Origin of the sequence: Flagellimonas sp. (genome assembly GCF_965222555.1) — a bacterium.
GTDB lineage: Bacteria > Bacteroidota > Bacteroidia > Flavobacteriales > Flavobacteriaceae > Flagellimonas.
On the sequence record NZ_CBDCUG010000005.1, the window covers coordinates 1020705 to 1035079 of the forward strand.

Genomic DNA, 14375 nt, shown 5'->3' on the forward strand with positions numbered 1-14375 from the left:
TTTTAAGCTTCTTGCGTTTTTGGTTTTCGTTTCTTCATATACAGGTTCAGTCCTATAAACAGCACTATAAGTATAGCTGGCAGCACGGACATAATTTTCAGGGCATCATTTGCGCTGGCATTATCAATAATATTTCCCATAATGGGCAATATCAAAGAAACAGAAAACATTCCTGCTCCACCCATTATTGATAATCCAAGTGCGCCACTTTCCGGAATATATTCTGCAACAAAGGACAGCATGGTTGGCCAAAAGAAAGTTATTCCAATAGCAAAGACTGCAGCAGCAAAAAATGTCATTGGACCGGTTGTTACGGTAAGCAGCCACAAGCCTAAAAAAGCAAAAATGGCTGAAAACAACAACATCCCTTCAGGTTTTAATTTATGAACCACTTGTCCGGCAAAGGCACGCCCTGCGGCCATAATGCCATTAATAAAAGCCAATACCAATAAAGGTACCGCTACCGTTGCCTTTAGCAAAGATTCTATACGCTGGTTAGTACCCAACTCGGTCGCAGCGGTCAAAAACATGCAGATTACCATAAATATGAACAGCGGTTTGACCACACTAGAAAACATTTTCTTGTTGCTTACTCCCAATTTCACACGTTCAGTAACCGGAAATTCCTGTCCCATGAACATAAATGCGTAAGCAATGAGTGGAATGTAGAGTACCCCCACCATTATTTGCCAGCTCATTCCCATTACGTCCATAATCAGCCATCCAACAATTGATCCTATCACAATTCCGCCAGGGAACCAAATATGGAATCGGTTCAGCATTTTGGTCTTATTTTCTGTGTACATAGAAGCTATCATTGGATTCAGTGCCGCTTCTACCATACCATTTCCAATCCCAACAAAAAGTGTTGCTAGGAATAAGGAGGTTTGATCGCGCGCCAGCAAGGTCCAGGTTATTCCAATGGCATGAGTAATAAAGGCCAGCCATGTAATTTTTTTGATTCCCATGGTATCCACAAGAATACCTCCAAAAATCATGGCGATGGTAAATCCAAAAAAAGCCGGGGTAAATGCCCATCCTATTTGTTCCAACGTTAGTCCAATTCCTTCTGGTCCAAAAACGGTTTCCAATCTTGCCCTAATGGCAAAGGTCATTGCGGTTACAAGTAAAGCGACACAAGAGGCTATAAATAATCGGTTCTTGTTTACATTTTCCATGTGATTTATAATTTGGTTGGTTTAAGATTTATATTCCACTTTTTCTTTTTTAAAGAACAGCGCAAATAGCAGAAATACCACCAAGGCAAAAATTGCTGGAATAATCCAAACACTTCCCCAGTCGTGTGCGTTTTCCGAAATCAAATACATATCAGTGATCCTGCCTGCAATCCAAAAGCCCATCAACATCCCTACCCCATAAGTTGCAAGGGTAATTAAGCCTTGGGCAGCACTTTTGTACTTCTCACCTGCTTTAGAATCTGTATATATTTGGCCAGATACAAAGAAAAAGTCATAACAGATTCCATGCAGAGCGATTCCAATCAATAGCATAAAGGCCATTTCGCCGGCATTGCCATAGGCAAATAACAAATAACGAAGCGTCCATGCCAGCATTCCCGCCAATATGGTTTTTTTAAATCCGAATTTTTTGAAAAAATATGGGAGCAGCAACATGAAGAGTACTTCAGAAGCTTGACCAATGGTCATTTTTCCCGCAGGATTGGAAACTCCTATTTCACCCAAAAACTGACCTGCATGTTGGTAATAAAAGGCCAGAGGGATACAAATGAGTACAGAAGCCAAAAAGAAAATAAGAAAGTTGCGATCCTTTAGCAACTTTAGCGCTTCAAGTCCCAAAATATCTGAGAGGGTTATCTTTTCACCTCTTGTTATTTGTGGAGGAGTCTTCGGCAAGGTGAAACTAAACAAACCTAAAGTCAATGAAGCAACGGCCACCATTAAGAACGTATTCCTTAAAAGACCTTCTTGCACACCAACCTCACTGTCCCATCCAATAAAACTAATGGTAAGACCAGCAATGATCCACCCAATGGTACCAAATACCCTTACCAATGAAAACTCTTTGGCAGGATCCTTCATTTGGTTGAAAGAAACTGAGTTGACCAGTGCCAATGTTGGCATATAAATAATCATATAGCCCAACACATACGGATAAAAAATACTGAAATCCGCAGCATTCGCCATTTGATACATCAAAAATGCTCCTATCAAATGTAAAACTGCCAAAATACGCTCTGCATTAAAAAAACGATCTGCTATCAATCCAATGATAAAAGGAGCAATTATGGCTCCCCAAGATTGGGTGGAATAAGCCAATGCTATTTCACCTCCGCTTGCCTTAAGGGTGTTAGGCAAATAAATCCCAAGAGTCACAAACCAGCCTCCCCAAATGAAGAATTCTAAAAACATCATGAAAGACAGTTGGAACTTTACTTTTGGACTCATAAATAGTTGGATTTATCTTTTATAGAATATATAATCTAGAGGTTCTGGTTCAATACCGTTGATTCTGTAATCCATCTGTATTTGCCCTCTATGATGCGTAGAATGGTTCACAATATGAAAAAGGATGTCCTTAAGCTCATTGGCAAAGGTTCTTCCCTGACTGTTTTCATAGTCAATCCTTTTTGTGAAATCATCGGCATTGGTTATAATTTCAAATGAGGTCCGCTGGTTCTCATAATGAATTTCGCCCCAATTTTCAATTACATGCTCCTGCCACACTCCATATTCGTATGGTTTACCCGTAATCCTATGGTTCCAAATATGGTGGGCATTCAATACATGGCTAAAAAGCTTTATACACTTTTCTGGAACTTCTTCCATTGCAGTGCATTGTTCAATCAGCTTTTTATTGCAGTAAAAATTGTAATCAAAAAGTTGGTGCAAAAATCCCTTCATTGACCAAAATTTTTATTCAGATGCCTCAAATAACTTGATCAATAAATCCCGGGTGGCAATAATTCCTTCTTCCTCTCCCATTTCACTTCCTTCATATTCCACTCCTACATATCCCTTATATCCAGCATCTTTTACAATCTTCATCATTCTGGCATAATCTGTATTGATTTCATTTCCGTCGGCATCAAAATCATGTGATTTGGCACTTACGGCTTTTGCATAAGGCATTAGCTCTTCCATCCCTTTGTAGCGGTCGTACCAATCGTCACACTCCGGCCATTCTGCCCATTTCATACAGAAGTTTCCAAAATCGGGGAGTGTTCCGCAATTATCCATATTCACTTTCTTCATTACATTGGCCAACATGGCCCCGTTTGAAGAAAATCCACCGTGGTTTTCAACTGTAATGTTGATGTTTTTCGGTTTGGCATAAGTAGCCAATTGCGTTAAACCATCTATTGAAGCGCTTGTCCATTCTTCCGCATCGTTGGATCCATTTAAGTTTACTCTAATTGTATGGCATCCCATGGCCGCTGCCGCATCTACCCATTTATGGTGGTTTTCCACTGCTTTTTTCCGCTCAGCATCATCCGGAGTGGCCAAATCACCCTGACCATCGATCATGATCAACACATTCTCCATACCATGTTTCTCAGCCTCAGCGTTACTCTTATCCACAAATGCTTTCATGGCCTCCTCGGAAAAGTTGTCTTTTTCCAACTCTGGGTAATATAATCCACTTACATATTCAAGACCTGTGAATCCCCATGCTTTTGCTTTTTCCGCAAACTTGTACGGATCTAATCCGTCTTCTCTTACCATTCTGTGCATTGACCACTGCGCCAAAGAAAGCTTAAATAGCGGCTCGGCCTCTTCTTTTATCTCTTCTGACATTTCTACCACTTCAGATTCTTGTTTTTTGTTTTGTTGTTTACATGCATAGCTGCCAAATAATAAAGTAAGTGCCACACCCACTCGTGCACTGTTTTGAATAAAATTTCTTCTTTTCATAAGGATTAGTTGTTAAATCTTAAATAGAATTGAAAAACTACAACGTTATAGTAGTGAATTCTCAGTAAACATAAGGATTAAATGTAGAAAATTAATTTAATAATTAATACATTTATGAAATAAACAATCCTATTAAATGAGCAAATTTTATTACAACGAAGAGCAGGAATCATACGATGCCATAGTAGTAGGGACGGGCATTAGTGGTGGTTGGGCTGCAAAGGAACTATGCGAAAATGGACTCAAAACCCTTGTCCTTGAGCGTGGAAGAATGGTAAAGCACCGAGAGGACTATCCCACTGCAAATCTAGACACTTGGGATTTTCCAAATAACGGAGAACTTTCAAGAGAAGATGCAGCCAAACAAGAGAAACAGGCAAGGACCGGTTATACGGTAAAAGCTCCACATAATTTCTGGTTTGTTGATGATCTTAAACACCCATATAATGAAACCAAGCGTTTTGATTGGATGAGAGGATATCATGTAGGGGGAAGATCTATAATGTGGGGGCGTCATAGTTATCGTTGGAGTGATATTGATTTTGAAGCCAATAAAAAGGATGGCATTGCGGTTGATTGGCCCGTGCGTTATAAAGATATTTCGCCTTGGTACGATAAGGTTGAATCCTATATAGGAGTAACTGGAGAGAAGCTTGGACTTCCACAACTTCCTGACGGGCAGTTTGAGCCCATGATGGAGCTTAATTGTGTTGAGCAACATGTTAGAGATAAGGTATCTGAACATTTTGATGGTAGGGTTGTTACTGCGGGAAGAGTTGCTCATATAAATAGTGATAAAAAGTTTGATGGAGATGGCAGAACCAGATGTCAATTTAGAAATCGCTGTATAAGGGGCTGTCCTTTTGGCGCTTATTTCAGTAGTGTTTCCTCAACACTTCCGGCTGCGGAGAGAACCGGTAACATGACATTGAGACCGGACTCCATTGTTCATGAGGTGATTTATGATCCAGACACTAAAAAAGCTTCTGGAGTTAAAGTAATAGACCGTGAAACCAAAGAGGAGTTCGTATTCAAGGCCAAGGTGATTTTCCTTTGTGCTTCGGCAATTGCTTCAACAGCTATATTGATGCAATCCAAATCCGACAGATTTCCAAATGGTCTTGGAAACGATTCGGACCAATTGGGAAGAAATATCATGGACCACCATCTTGGTGTTGGTGCTTCTGGAAAGTTTGATGGTTTTGAAGACAAATATTATAAGGGTCGCAAACCCAATGGAATCTACCTTCCGCGTTTTAGAAACTTGGGTGGAAGTTCCAATTCTGATAAGTTTATTCGGGGTTACGGTTACCAAGGTGGAGCCGGAAGAGGAAATTGGGAAGATGCCATTGCAGAAATGTCCCATGGTAAAGAACTCAAGGATGCCATTTTAAAACCAGGGGGATGGACCTTTGGAATGGGTGGTTTTGGAGAGGTGTTGCCTTATGAGGACAACAGAATGACCATGGATTATGACAAATTGGACGAATGGGGCCTCCCCACCGTTACCTTTGATGCTGAATTCAAAGAGAACGAATGGAACATGCGTGAAGACATGAAAAACCAAGCTGTTGAGATGCTTGAAAAAGCTGGTTTGCGTGATGTAAAACCATTTGACAACCCTGGTGCACTTGGCCTTGGAATCCATGAAATGGGTACAGCAAGAATGGGTAGAGACCCCAAAACATCTGTGCTCAATGGTTATAACCAGGTACATGCCTGTAAAAATGTTTATGTAACCGATGGTGCCTTTATGACATCTGCAAGTTGTGTAAACCCATCATTGACCTATATGGCCTTTACGGCTAGAGCTGCCAACCATGCAGCACAAGAACTTAAAAAAGGAAACATATAATGGAAAGAAGAGTTGCTTTAAAAAATATGGGGCTTGCCTTTGGGTATACTGTTGCCGCCCCTACCCTTTTGGGAATAATACAAAGTTGCAATAGCAAAAAAGTGTTGGATTGGACACCAGAGTTCTTCACCAAGGACGAAGGGACAATTATACATACTCTTGTGGATATTTTGCTTCCAAAGACAGACACTCCTTCCGCAACGGAGGTAAATGTGCATATGTTTATTGATAAATATGCGCAAGAAGCCCTCCCTGTAGAAAATCAGGGTTTTATGAAAATGTGCATGGGCAAGTTTACGGACAAAGTTTTGGCGGCTTCCCAAAAAGAATCGTTAGCTGATTTGGACCAAGAGGATTTAGAGCCTGTTTTTGCCACCTATCTTAAGAAAAGGACGGATGATGTTGAAGAAGCACATTCGGAAGCTACAGAGGCATACTTTAAGAGTATAGCGGAAGGTGGTGAAGCGGTTTTAGATGATGAGGTTGCATGCTTCAGTTTTGCCAATTCTTTACGCAATTTTACCATATGGTCCTATAAGACCTCTGAACATGTTGGTGAAGAAGTTTTAGCATACCTACCCGTTCCGGGAGAATATATAGGTTGTGGTGATTTGGAAACCTTGACCCAGGGCAGAGCTTGGTCTATATAACGAATAACTTAGATCTTATTAACAAAAAAGCCTCCTTTTAAAAGGAGGCTTTTTTGTTGTTGAACTTTAATTCAAATAAAATACCTCGGAAGTTATTCTTGTGGGGTGAACTTTTCCGAGGTATTTATTCAATAAACACTATCACATACTGATAAGTTCAGTAAAACTATGATCCACACATCAAGCAATCATCATCAGCTTGGCCTTCTTTGGCGCGTGCAATCATTTCTTTCATCTCTTCAGCTGTCATGGGCTGTATGTCAACTTCCTGTTGCGTCACCGGTGTGGCATCCACCTTTAAATCTTCCACAGCATTAGGTGTTGCAGCCAAGACTTCGGCCTCTGCGGCCACACTTATTGGAACTTCTTTCTTCTTTGTATTGTCCAAAGTGAATTTGATGGCATCTACCGCTGCTTTCGTCCTTAGGTAATACATTCCAGTTTTGAGTCCGCTTTTCCAAGCATAAAAATGCATAGAGGTCAGTTTGGAATAGTTTGCATTTTCCATGAACAGATTCAACGACTGGCTTTGATCAATAAAATAACCACGTTGTCTACTCATGTCTATAACATCTTTCATGCTCAATTCCCAAACGGTCTTGTACAGTTCCTTGATATCATCTGGGATAACATCAATATCTTGTACCGATCCATTGGCACGCATTAATTCCTGTTTTAGGTTTTCGTTCCACAGCCCCAATTTGACCAAATCTTCCAAGAGGTGTTTGTTCACCACAATGAACTCACCTGAAAGTACTCTTCTCGTATAGATATTGGAAGTATAAGGCTCAAAACATTCATTGTTTCCAAGAATCTGTGAAGTAGAAGCGGTTGGCATGGGTGCAACCAAAAGTGAGTTACGAACTCCATGTTTCTTCACATCCTTTCTAAGTTTGGTCCAATCCCATCTGCCTGAAAGCTCCTCATCTTTGATTCCCCAAAGGTTGTGCTGGAACTTTCCTTCCGAAATCGGTGAACCTTCATAGGTAGAGTAAACCCCCTCTTCTTTGGAAGCTTCCATGGATGCAGTTACAGCGGCAAAATAAAGTGTCTCAAAAATTTCTTGGTTCAATTGTTTTGCTTCATCACTGGTAAATGGCAAACGGAGCATGATGAACGCATCGGCCAAACCTTGTACACCCAAACCTATTGGTCTATGCCTCATGTTTGAGTTTTCGGCTTCTTTGACCGGATAGTAGTTGCGATCAATAACCCTATTCAAGTTCTTGGTCACACGTTTGGTTACCCTGAAAAGTTCTTTATGGTCAAACTTTCCATTTTTCACAAACATGGGAAGAGCAATGGATGCCAGGTTACATACGGCTACCTCATCTGGAGAAGTGTACTCCAAGATTTCGGTACAAAGGTTTGAAGAACGGATAGTTCCCAAATTCTTTTGGTTGCTCTTTCTGTTTGCAGCATCCTTGTAAAGCATGTAAGGTGTTCCCGTTTCAATTTGGGATTCCAATATTTTTTCCCAAAGTTCCCTGGCCTTAATCGTTTTTCTGCCTTTCCCTTCTGATTCATATTTAGTGTAGAGTGCTTCAAACTCCTCACTATGGGTATTGAAAAGATTTGGACACTCATTTGGGCACATCAACGTCCATTCGGCATCGGCTTCTACCCTTTTCATGAACAAGTCTGGAATCCACATGGCATAAAAAAGGTCGCGTGCGCGCATTTCCTCTTTACCGTGGTTCTTTTTCAAATCCAAGAAGTCGAAAATATCAGCATGCCATGGCTCTACATAAATGGCAAAGCTACCCTTTCTTTTTCCTCCTCCTTGGTCAACATAACGCGCAGTGTCGTTAAAAACCCTGAGCATAGGGACAATTCCATTAGATGTTCCGTTAGTTCCGGCAATATATGATCCCGTGGCCCTTACGTTGTGAATAGACAATCCTATTCCACCAGCTGACTGGGAAATTTTTGCCGTTTGCTTCAAAGTATCATAAATACCATCGATGCTGTCATCTTTCATTGCCAAAAGGAAGCAGGAAGACATCTGCGGTTTTGGGGTCCCTGAATTGAATAGGGTAGGTGTTGCATGGGTAAAGTATTTTTTGGACATCAATTCGTATGTCTCTATCGCTGCATCCAAATCGCCCAAATGAATTCCAACTGCAACACGCATTAGCATATGTTGTGGACGTTCCGCAATTTTTCCGTTGAGTTTAAGAAGGTAGGAACGTTCCAATGTTTTAAAGCCGAAATAATCGTAGCCAAAATCTCGGTTATATATAATGGTGGAATCCAGTTTTTCTGCATTTTCCTCAATTACCTTAAACACTTCGTCAGAAAGCAATGGAGCTTTTTTGCCCGTTCTTGGGTTTACATATTCGTAAAGATCCTTCATGGTTTCAGAGAAGGATTTTTTAGTGTTTTTATGCAGGTTGGAAACCGAGATGCGAGCCGCCAACTTTGCATAATCTGGGTGAGTAGTGGTCATGGTCGCAGCAATTTCAGCGGCCAAGTTGTCCAGTTCTGAAGTTGTTACCCCATCATACAATCCTTCAATTACCCTCATGGCAACTTTTACAGGATCCACCAGGCCATTAAGCCCATAACAAAGTTTTCTAACTCTGGCCGTGATTTTGTCGAACATCATCGGCTCTTTTCTTCCATCTCTTTTTAATACATACATGCGCTACGAATATTTTTAAATGATACGTTTGTTGGTTATACCATAATACATTATTGGCATTGGATCAACCAATGCTCAAGGTTAAGGTCATGAAAATCCCTGGGGCAAGAGGATTTTCTGTAAGGTTGGTTAATTAAAAATCTGCGTCAAAACTGATTTTTTGCGAATCAGTGTCTTTTTCTTTGTTCAAAACACCTGCTTTTTGATATTCAGACACGCGTTTCTCAAAGAAATTGGTTTTCCCTTGCAATGAAATCATATCCATAAAGTCAAACGGATTTGTGGCATTGTACACCTTTTCACATTGCAACTCCACCAATAGCCTATCTGTTACAAACTCAAGGTATTGGGTCATCAATTTGGAATTCATTCCAATTAAACTCACAGGAAGTGATTCTGTGATAAATTCCCTTTCAATATCCAAAGCATCAACAATAATCTCGGTAATACGTTCCTTCGGAACTTTGTTTACCAAGTGGTTATTATGCAAATGCACAGCATAGTCACAGTGCATTCCCTCATCTCTAGAAATAAGCTCGTTGGAGAAAGTCAATCCGGGCATCAACCCTCTTTTCTTTAACCAAAAAATAGAACAGAATGCTCCTGAAAAGAATATTCCCTCAACAGCTGCAAAGGCTATCAACCGCTCTGCAAAACTTGGGGACTCAATCCATTTAAGGGCCCAATCCGCTTTCTTTTTGATTGCCGAAAAGTTTTCTATAGCCTTAAAAAGAATTCCTTTTTCCTTTTCATCCTTTACATAGGTATCAATAAGTAAAGAATATGTTTCAGAATGGATGTTCTCCATCATAATCTGGAATCCATAGAAAAATTTGGCTTCAGAATATTGAACTTCGTTTACAAAATTCTCTGCCAAATTTTCATTCACAATCCCATCTGAAGCAGCAAAAAATGCCAGAATGTGCTTTATAAAATACCGCTCATCATCATTGAGTTTGTTATTCCAATCCGTTAAATCTTGGTGCAAATCAATTTCTTCCGCAGTCCAAATACAAGCCTCTTGTTTTTTGTACCAATCCCAAAGATCATGGTGTTGAATGGGAAAAATCACAAATCTATCTTTGTTTTCTTGTAATATGGGCTCAATAGCTGCTGACATAGTTTCTCGTTAAAAAATTTATAATTCGGAAGAAAAATTCCCTGCGGATAGGGCTAACAAAGATTCAAAAATGAAATCAGATTATAAAGGTGGTTTTATGAAAACGACCGCAAAGTTTTTAACACAAAATGTTGAAATCTAGGCTGGCAACCCATGTTACTTGGGCTGATAAAATTTTAGAGGAAATGAAAACTTTTTTGAGAAATAGTAGCGCACAAAAAAAGACCAAAAAGTATATGATGATATACTTTTTGGTCTTTTCTGTTTACAAAAATTGGACTTAAAGCAGTTTTTTAATTGTATTACCAAACAGTACGGCCACTCCCAGTCTTACCCAGGTATGTATTCTAATTTTAGGTAGTTCCCCCGAAACCCAAAACCAAATTCCAAACCGAGGCTCAACTAAAGATCTTATTTTGCAAGCAGTTTCTAAAATCAAGAGGTTGGTTGCTCCGGCCGTACGATTTTTGGTAATATATATGAACTTTTACGATGCAATGACTAATCCTGAAGAGCCACCTTATTCCATTCCGATTCCATCTCCAACTCTCTGCTCTCCGATATTGCAGCAAAAATCAGAGCAAATACCAAAATCACGAATAATACAAAACACTTTTTCATTGAGTACTATTTAATAGGTTATCTCCTAATTTTTGACATTGCCAAAGTATAAAACAAACACCATGGCATTGGTTTGGTTTGTATAAACGGTTATCTTTTGTGTATAAATGGTTTTCAAGCACTTACACAATTACATGTACTGATGGAAAAAATCGGTCCATGTTTAGGAAAAGTTGTACAAAATTCCTGTAGCCGACCATTTTTTACCAATTATACGCGTAAAATGTCCATTAGCACATAATTCCAATCACCATAAAAAGAATAATCCTAAATTTGAATTTGTTTAATATAGAGGATGTTAGAAGCAGTTATTGTAGATGATGAGGTAAAGGCCCTACAAAGCTTGAGTTGGGAATTGACCAATCTGAGTGATGAAGTGGATATTGTAGCGTCTTTTACCGATGCACATGAAGCTTTGGAGTATTTGGAACGCAATACTCCAGATTGCTTGTTTCTTGATATTGAAATGCCAGCAATGGATGGTTTTCAATTTATCAAAAACCTAAAGAACAAGGATTTTCCCGTTGTTATTACCACTGCCTATAACCAATATGCGTTGAAAGCGTTAAAAAACGAGGCCATAGATTATCTGTTGAAGCCCATTGACACCGATGACCTTCAGGTGACCATTGCCAAGATAAAAAAATACAACACCAAGAATTTGACGGTTGACAAACTGGAAAAAATCCTGTTGAACTTCAATGCCGATTCGCACAGTAAAAAAATAACCATCAACACTGACGGCAAATTACTTTTCCTGAATAGTGATGACATTCTTTATGCAGAATCTGATGGAAACTACAGCACTATATTTCTGAGTGATGGTCAGAAAATCTTGCTTACAAAAAAGCTGAAGGAAGTAAACACCCTGTTACCGGACAATAGCTTTTTCAGAATTCACAATTCATACATCATCAATCTCAACAAAATCAAAGAATTTCTTAAAACAGATGGGTACGTGGTTTTGGAATCCAACCATAAAATCCCCGTTTCCCGGCAAAAAAAATCCGATTTTCTGGATATGCTGTAACTTCCCTAGATACCTGTGTACAACGTAAAATTCACAATGACCGGAAATTCACCCTCAGGACAAAAGGTCATTTCCTTGTGCTTTTTCTTCTTATCGCTTTTCCAGATGGCCATTGGACAAGAAATTCCAGAGACTTTTAAGGAAAAAGCTGAAACACTTGTGAAAACAAAACCAAGGACCTATCTAACACTGGACACCGAACTAAAACCGGAAAAAAGGGACACCACTCTTCTACGTTATTTTGCCAATCTGTGCAAAAAAGAAAAGTATTTAGAGGGAGAGGCCTATGCCCTAGACCAAATAGGTACGATATATAGGAACTTTTCAAAATATAAAAAAGCCGCAGATCTACATCAAGAGGCATTAAGGCTATCGGAAGAAGCCAATAATACGGAATTAAAAGTATTAAGTCTGAATATGCTTGGAGTGGTCTATAGGCGTACAGATGCTATAAAAACAGCATTAAAATACAACCAAGAAGCCCTAGAAATAGCTGAACAAGTTGAAAATCCATCACATCATATTAAGAGAAGTATCAATGTTTCTTTAAACTGTATTGGAAACTTATATCAAACTTTGGAGCAGTATGATCTGGCCATTCTGCAGTTTAGGAGAGCTCTTAAAATGGAAGAAGAGCTGGAGAACAATTTGGGCCTGGCCATTAACCATCAAAATATTGGAGACTGTCTTGAACACAAAGGAGACCTTGAAGGGGCTTTGGAAAATTACAGAAAATCCTTGTTCTACAATGAAGAAATCAACTCTGCTTATGGCCAAATCATCTGCAAAAACAGTATAGCACAGGTCTATCTTCAGCAAGACATGCCCTATGCCGCGCTGGTACTTTTGGAACCCTTACATGAGCCGTCCAAATCCATAGGGGATTTTTATATAACTCCTTTGGTTTTCATAAATACAGGATGGGCATATGCCGAACTGGACAATTATACAAAAGCGCATAAGTTTATTATGGAAGGACTTGAAATGTCCCAAACCCATAACATTCCTAGCAACATTCTATATGCCTACCGCAAACTCTCCTATTTTGAACAGTCTCGTGGCAATTATAAAGCGGCTTACGAGTACTACAAAAAGGCCGATGAATTGGATGAGGAAATATCCAGCGCAACAAATTTCAGGTATATGAACGATGTTATTGTGGGATATGAAGCGGATAAAAAGAACAATCAAATATCAGTACTTGCGAAGGAAAATGAAATTGTAAGGTTAAGGCTTCGGAAAAACCAGACCACGCTATTGGTCAGCGCCTTAATTGTTGGTTTGATTTCTTCCATTCTTTATATTTTATACAGACAGTACCAGGGCAAAAATGAAAAAAGGGTGCTTTCCTTAGAACAAAACATGCTCAGGAGCCAGATGAACCCACACTTTTTGTTCAATTCGTTGAATTCCATCAAGCTTTACATTATCAACAACGAACAAAAAAATGCAGTTCACTATCTCAATAAATTTTCCAAATTGGTACGCAAAATATTGGAAGCCTCCTCTTTAAAGGAAATCTCCCTAGCAGAGGAATTGGAAACCGTGGAGCTTTACATGAACATTGAGAATATTCGTTTTTCCAACGAGATAGATTTTAAGATTTCAGTAGCGGATGATGTCAGTCCAGACAGTATCAAAGTTCCTTCATTGGCATTGCAACCATTTTTGGAAAACTCGCTTTGGCATGGACTTTCACCCAAAGAGGGTGAAAAAATGATTCATCTAAACGTAAAAAGAAAGAATAGAAACCACATCTCCATAGAAATTGAGGACAATGGTGTTGGTAGAGGAGCAGCGCAGGCCAATAAAGAGAATAGGGTCTTAAAACGAAAATCCGTGGGGATTCGCATTACCAAAGAACGCTTGGCCAATTTTTCCAAAGACTACCAGTACAATTTTGATGTGGACATTGTTGATCTGTTTGATGAAAACGGAGAGCCCAAAGGAACCAAGGTAATTTTGGACATTCCTACTGTTTAGCATTTTCCAGGGCAGTTTGTTCCAACTCTGCATACCAAGCTTCTCCAAATTTTCGGATCAAAGCTTCCTTTACGAACTTATAAATGGGCACTTTTAATTCTTCTCCTAGGCTACAGGCGGGGTCGCAGATTTCCCATTTATGGTAGTTAACAGCGGTAAATTCTGAGTATTCCCGCGTTCTTACCGGATACAAATGGCAAGAAACAGGTTTCTTCCATTGTGTTGCCCCATCATTATATGCTTCTTCCAATCCACACTTTGCAATCCCACTATCGGAATAAATTACGTATGCACATTCACTTTTGTTGACCAGTGGTGTCTCCCACTCACCATCCTCTCCTTTCACAAAAGCACCTTGGTCCATAATGGCGTCTACTCCTTCAGGTCTCAAATAAGACTTTACATCATTGAAGATATCTACCAATATTTCGGTTTCAGATTCCTCTAGAGGGGCTCCATATTCCCCATCCACACAACAGGCACCTTTGCAGGCATTTAAGTTACATACAAAATCGTTCTCAATGATCTCCTCTGAAATTATGGTTTTTCCTATTTGGAACATGGAAACACTTACTTTTT

The 14375-nt window shown here is 39.5% G+C and carries 11 protein-coding genes; 4 read left to right on the plus strand and 7 right to left on the minus strand.

What is annotated here, in order from left to right; all coding sequences use genetic code 11:
* Positions 1–2 precede the first annotated feature (2 nt).
* Genes ACOQO1_RS12965 through ACOQO1_RS12980 form a run of 4 tightly spaced genes read right to left on the minus strand, consistent with a single transcriptional unit; the run spans position 3 to position 3893 of the window.
* Positions 3–1178, minus strand: coding sequence for an MFS transporter (locus ACOQO1_RS12965; protein ID WP_420603305.1), 1176 nt, complete (start codon positions 1176–1178; stop codon positions 3–5).
* A gap of 21 nt (positions 1179–1199) precedes the next feature.
* Positions 1200–2426, minus strand: coding sequence for a nucleoside permease (locus ACOQO1_RS12970; RefSeq protein ID WP_420603306.1), 1227 nt, complete (start codon positions 2424–2426; stop codon positions 1200–1202).
* 12 nt (positions 2427–2438) lie between these two features.
* On the minus strand, positions 2439–2882 hold the full coding sequence (locus tag ACOQO1_RS12975) for a DinB family protein (RefSeq protein ID WP_420603307.1): 444 nt from the start codon (positions 2880–2882) through the stop codon (positions 2439–2441).
* A gap of 12 nt (positions 2883–2894) precedes the next feature.
* Complete coding sequence (locus ACOQO1_RS12980) at positions 2895–3893, minus strand: sugar phosphate isomerase/epimerase family protein (RefSeq protein ID WP_420603308.1); 999 nt, start codon at positions 3891–3893, stop codon at positions 2895–2897.
* Positions 3894–4029: 136 nt separating this feature from the next.
* Here ACOQO1_RS12980 and ACOQO1_RS12985 point away from each other — a divergent pair, with 136 nt between their 5' ends.
* Entirely contained in the window at positions 4030–5748 is a 1719-nt protein-coding gene (locus ACOQO1_RS12985) for a GMC oxidoreductase (protein ID WP_420603309.1), read from the plus strand.
* Complete coding sequence (locus ACOQO1_RS12990) at positions 5748–6398, plus strand: gluconate 2-dehydrogenase subunit 3 family protein (protein WP_420603310.1); 651 nt, start codon at positions 5748–5750, stop codon at positions 6396–6398. The genes ACOQO1_RS12985 and ACOQO1_RS12990 overlap by 1 nt, the downstream gene beginning before the upstream one ends.
* 166 nt (positions 6399–6564) lie before the next feature.
* On the opposite strand, the gene ACOQO1_RS12995 is transcribed toward ACOQO1_RS12990, so the two are convergent.
* Positions 6565–9042 (minus strand): ribonucleoside-diphosphate reductase subunit alpha, encoded by a 2478-nt coding sequence (locus tag ACOQO1_RS12995; protein ID WP_420603311.1) that lies wholly within the window; start codon positions 9040–9042, stop codon positions 6565–6567.
* 133 nt (positions 9043–9175) lie between these two features.
* Complete coding sequence (locus ACOQO1_RS13000; RefSeq protein WP_420603312.1) at positions 9176–10162, minus strand: ribonucleotide-diphosphate reductase subunit beta; 987 nt, start codon at positions 10160–10162, stop codon at positions 9176–9178.
* A 916-nt stretch (positions 10163–11078) separates the two neighbouring features.
* On the opposite strand from ACOQO1_RS13000, the gene ACOQO1_RS13005 reads away from it, so the two are divergent.
* Together ACOQO1_RS13005 and ACOQO1_RS13010 are read left to right on the plus strand one after the other, a co-directional pair.
* Positions 11079–11813 carry a LytR/AlgR family response regulator transcription factor gene (locus ACOQO1_RS13005; protein ID WP_420603313.1) on the plus strand — a complete coding sequence of 245 codons (735 nt, stop codon included), beginning with the start codon at positions 11079–11081 and terminating at the stop codon, positions 11811–11813.
* Positions 11814–11849: 36 nt separating this feature from the next.
* On the plus strand, positions 11850–13796 hold the full coding sequence (locus tag ACOQO1_RS13010) for a tetratricopeptide repeat-containing sensor histidine kinase (protein ID WP_420603314.1): 1947 nt from the start codon (positions 11850–11852) through the stop codon (positions 13794–13796).
* On the opposite strand, the gene ACOQO1_RS13015 is transcribed toward ACOQO1_RS13010, so the two are convergent.
* Positions 13786–14358, minus strand: a complete 573-nt coding sequence (locus ACOQO1_RS13015; RefSeq protein ID WP_420603315.1) for a DUF3109 family protein — start codon at positions 14356–14358, stop codon at positions 13786–13788. The two genes, ACOQO1_RS13010 and ACOQO1_RS13015, sit on opposite strands and share 11 nt — an antisense overlap.
* Positions 14359–14375: the final 17 nt, after the last annotated feature.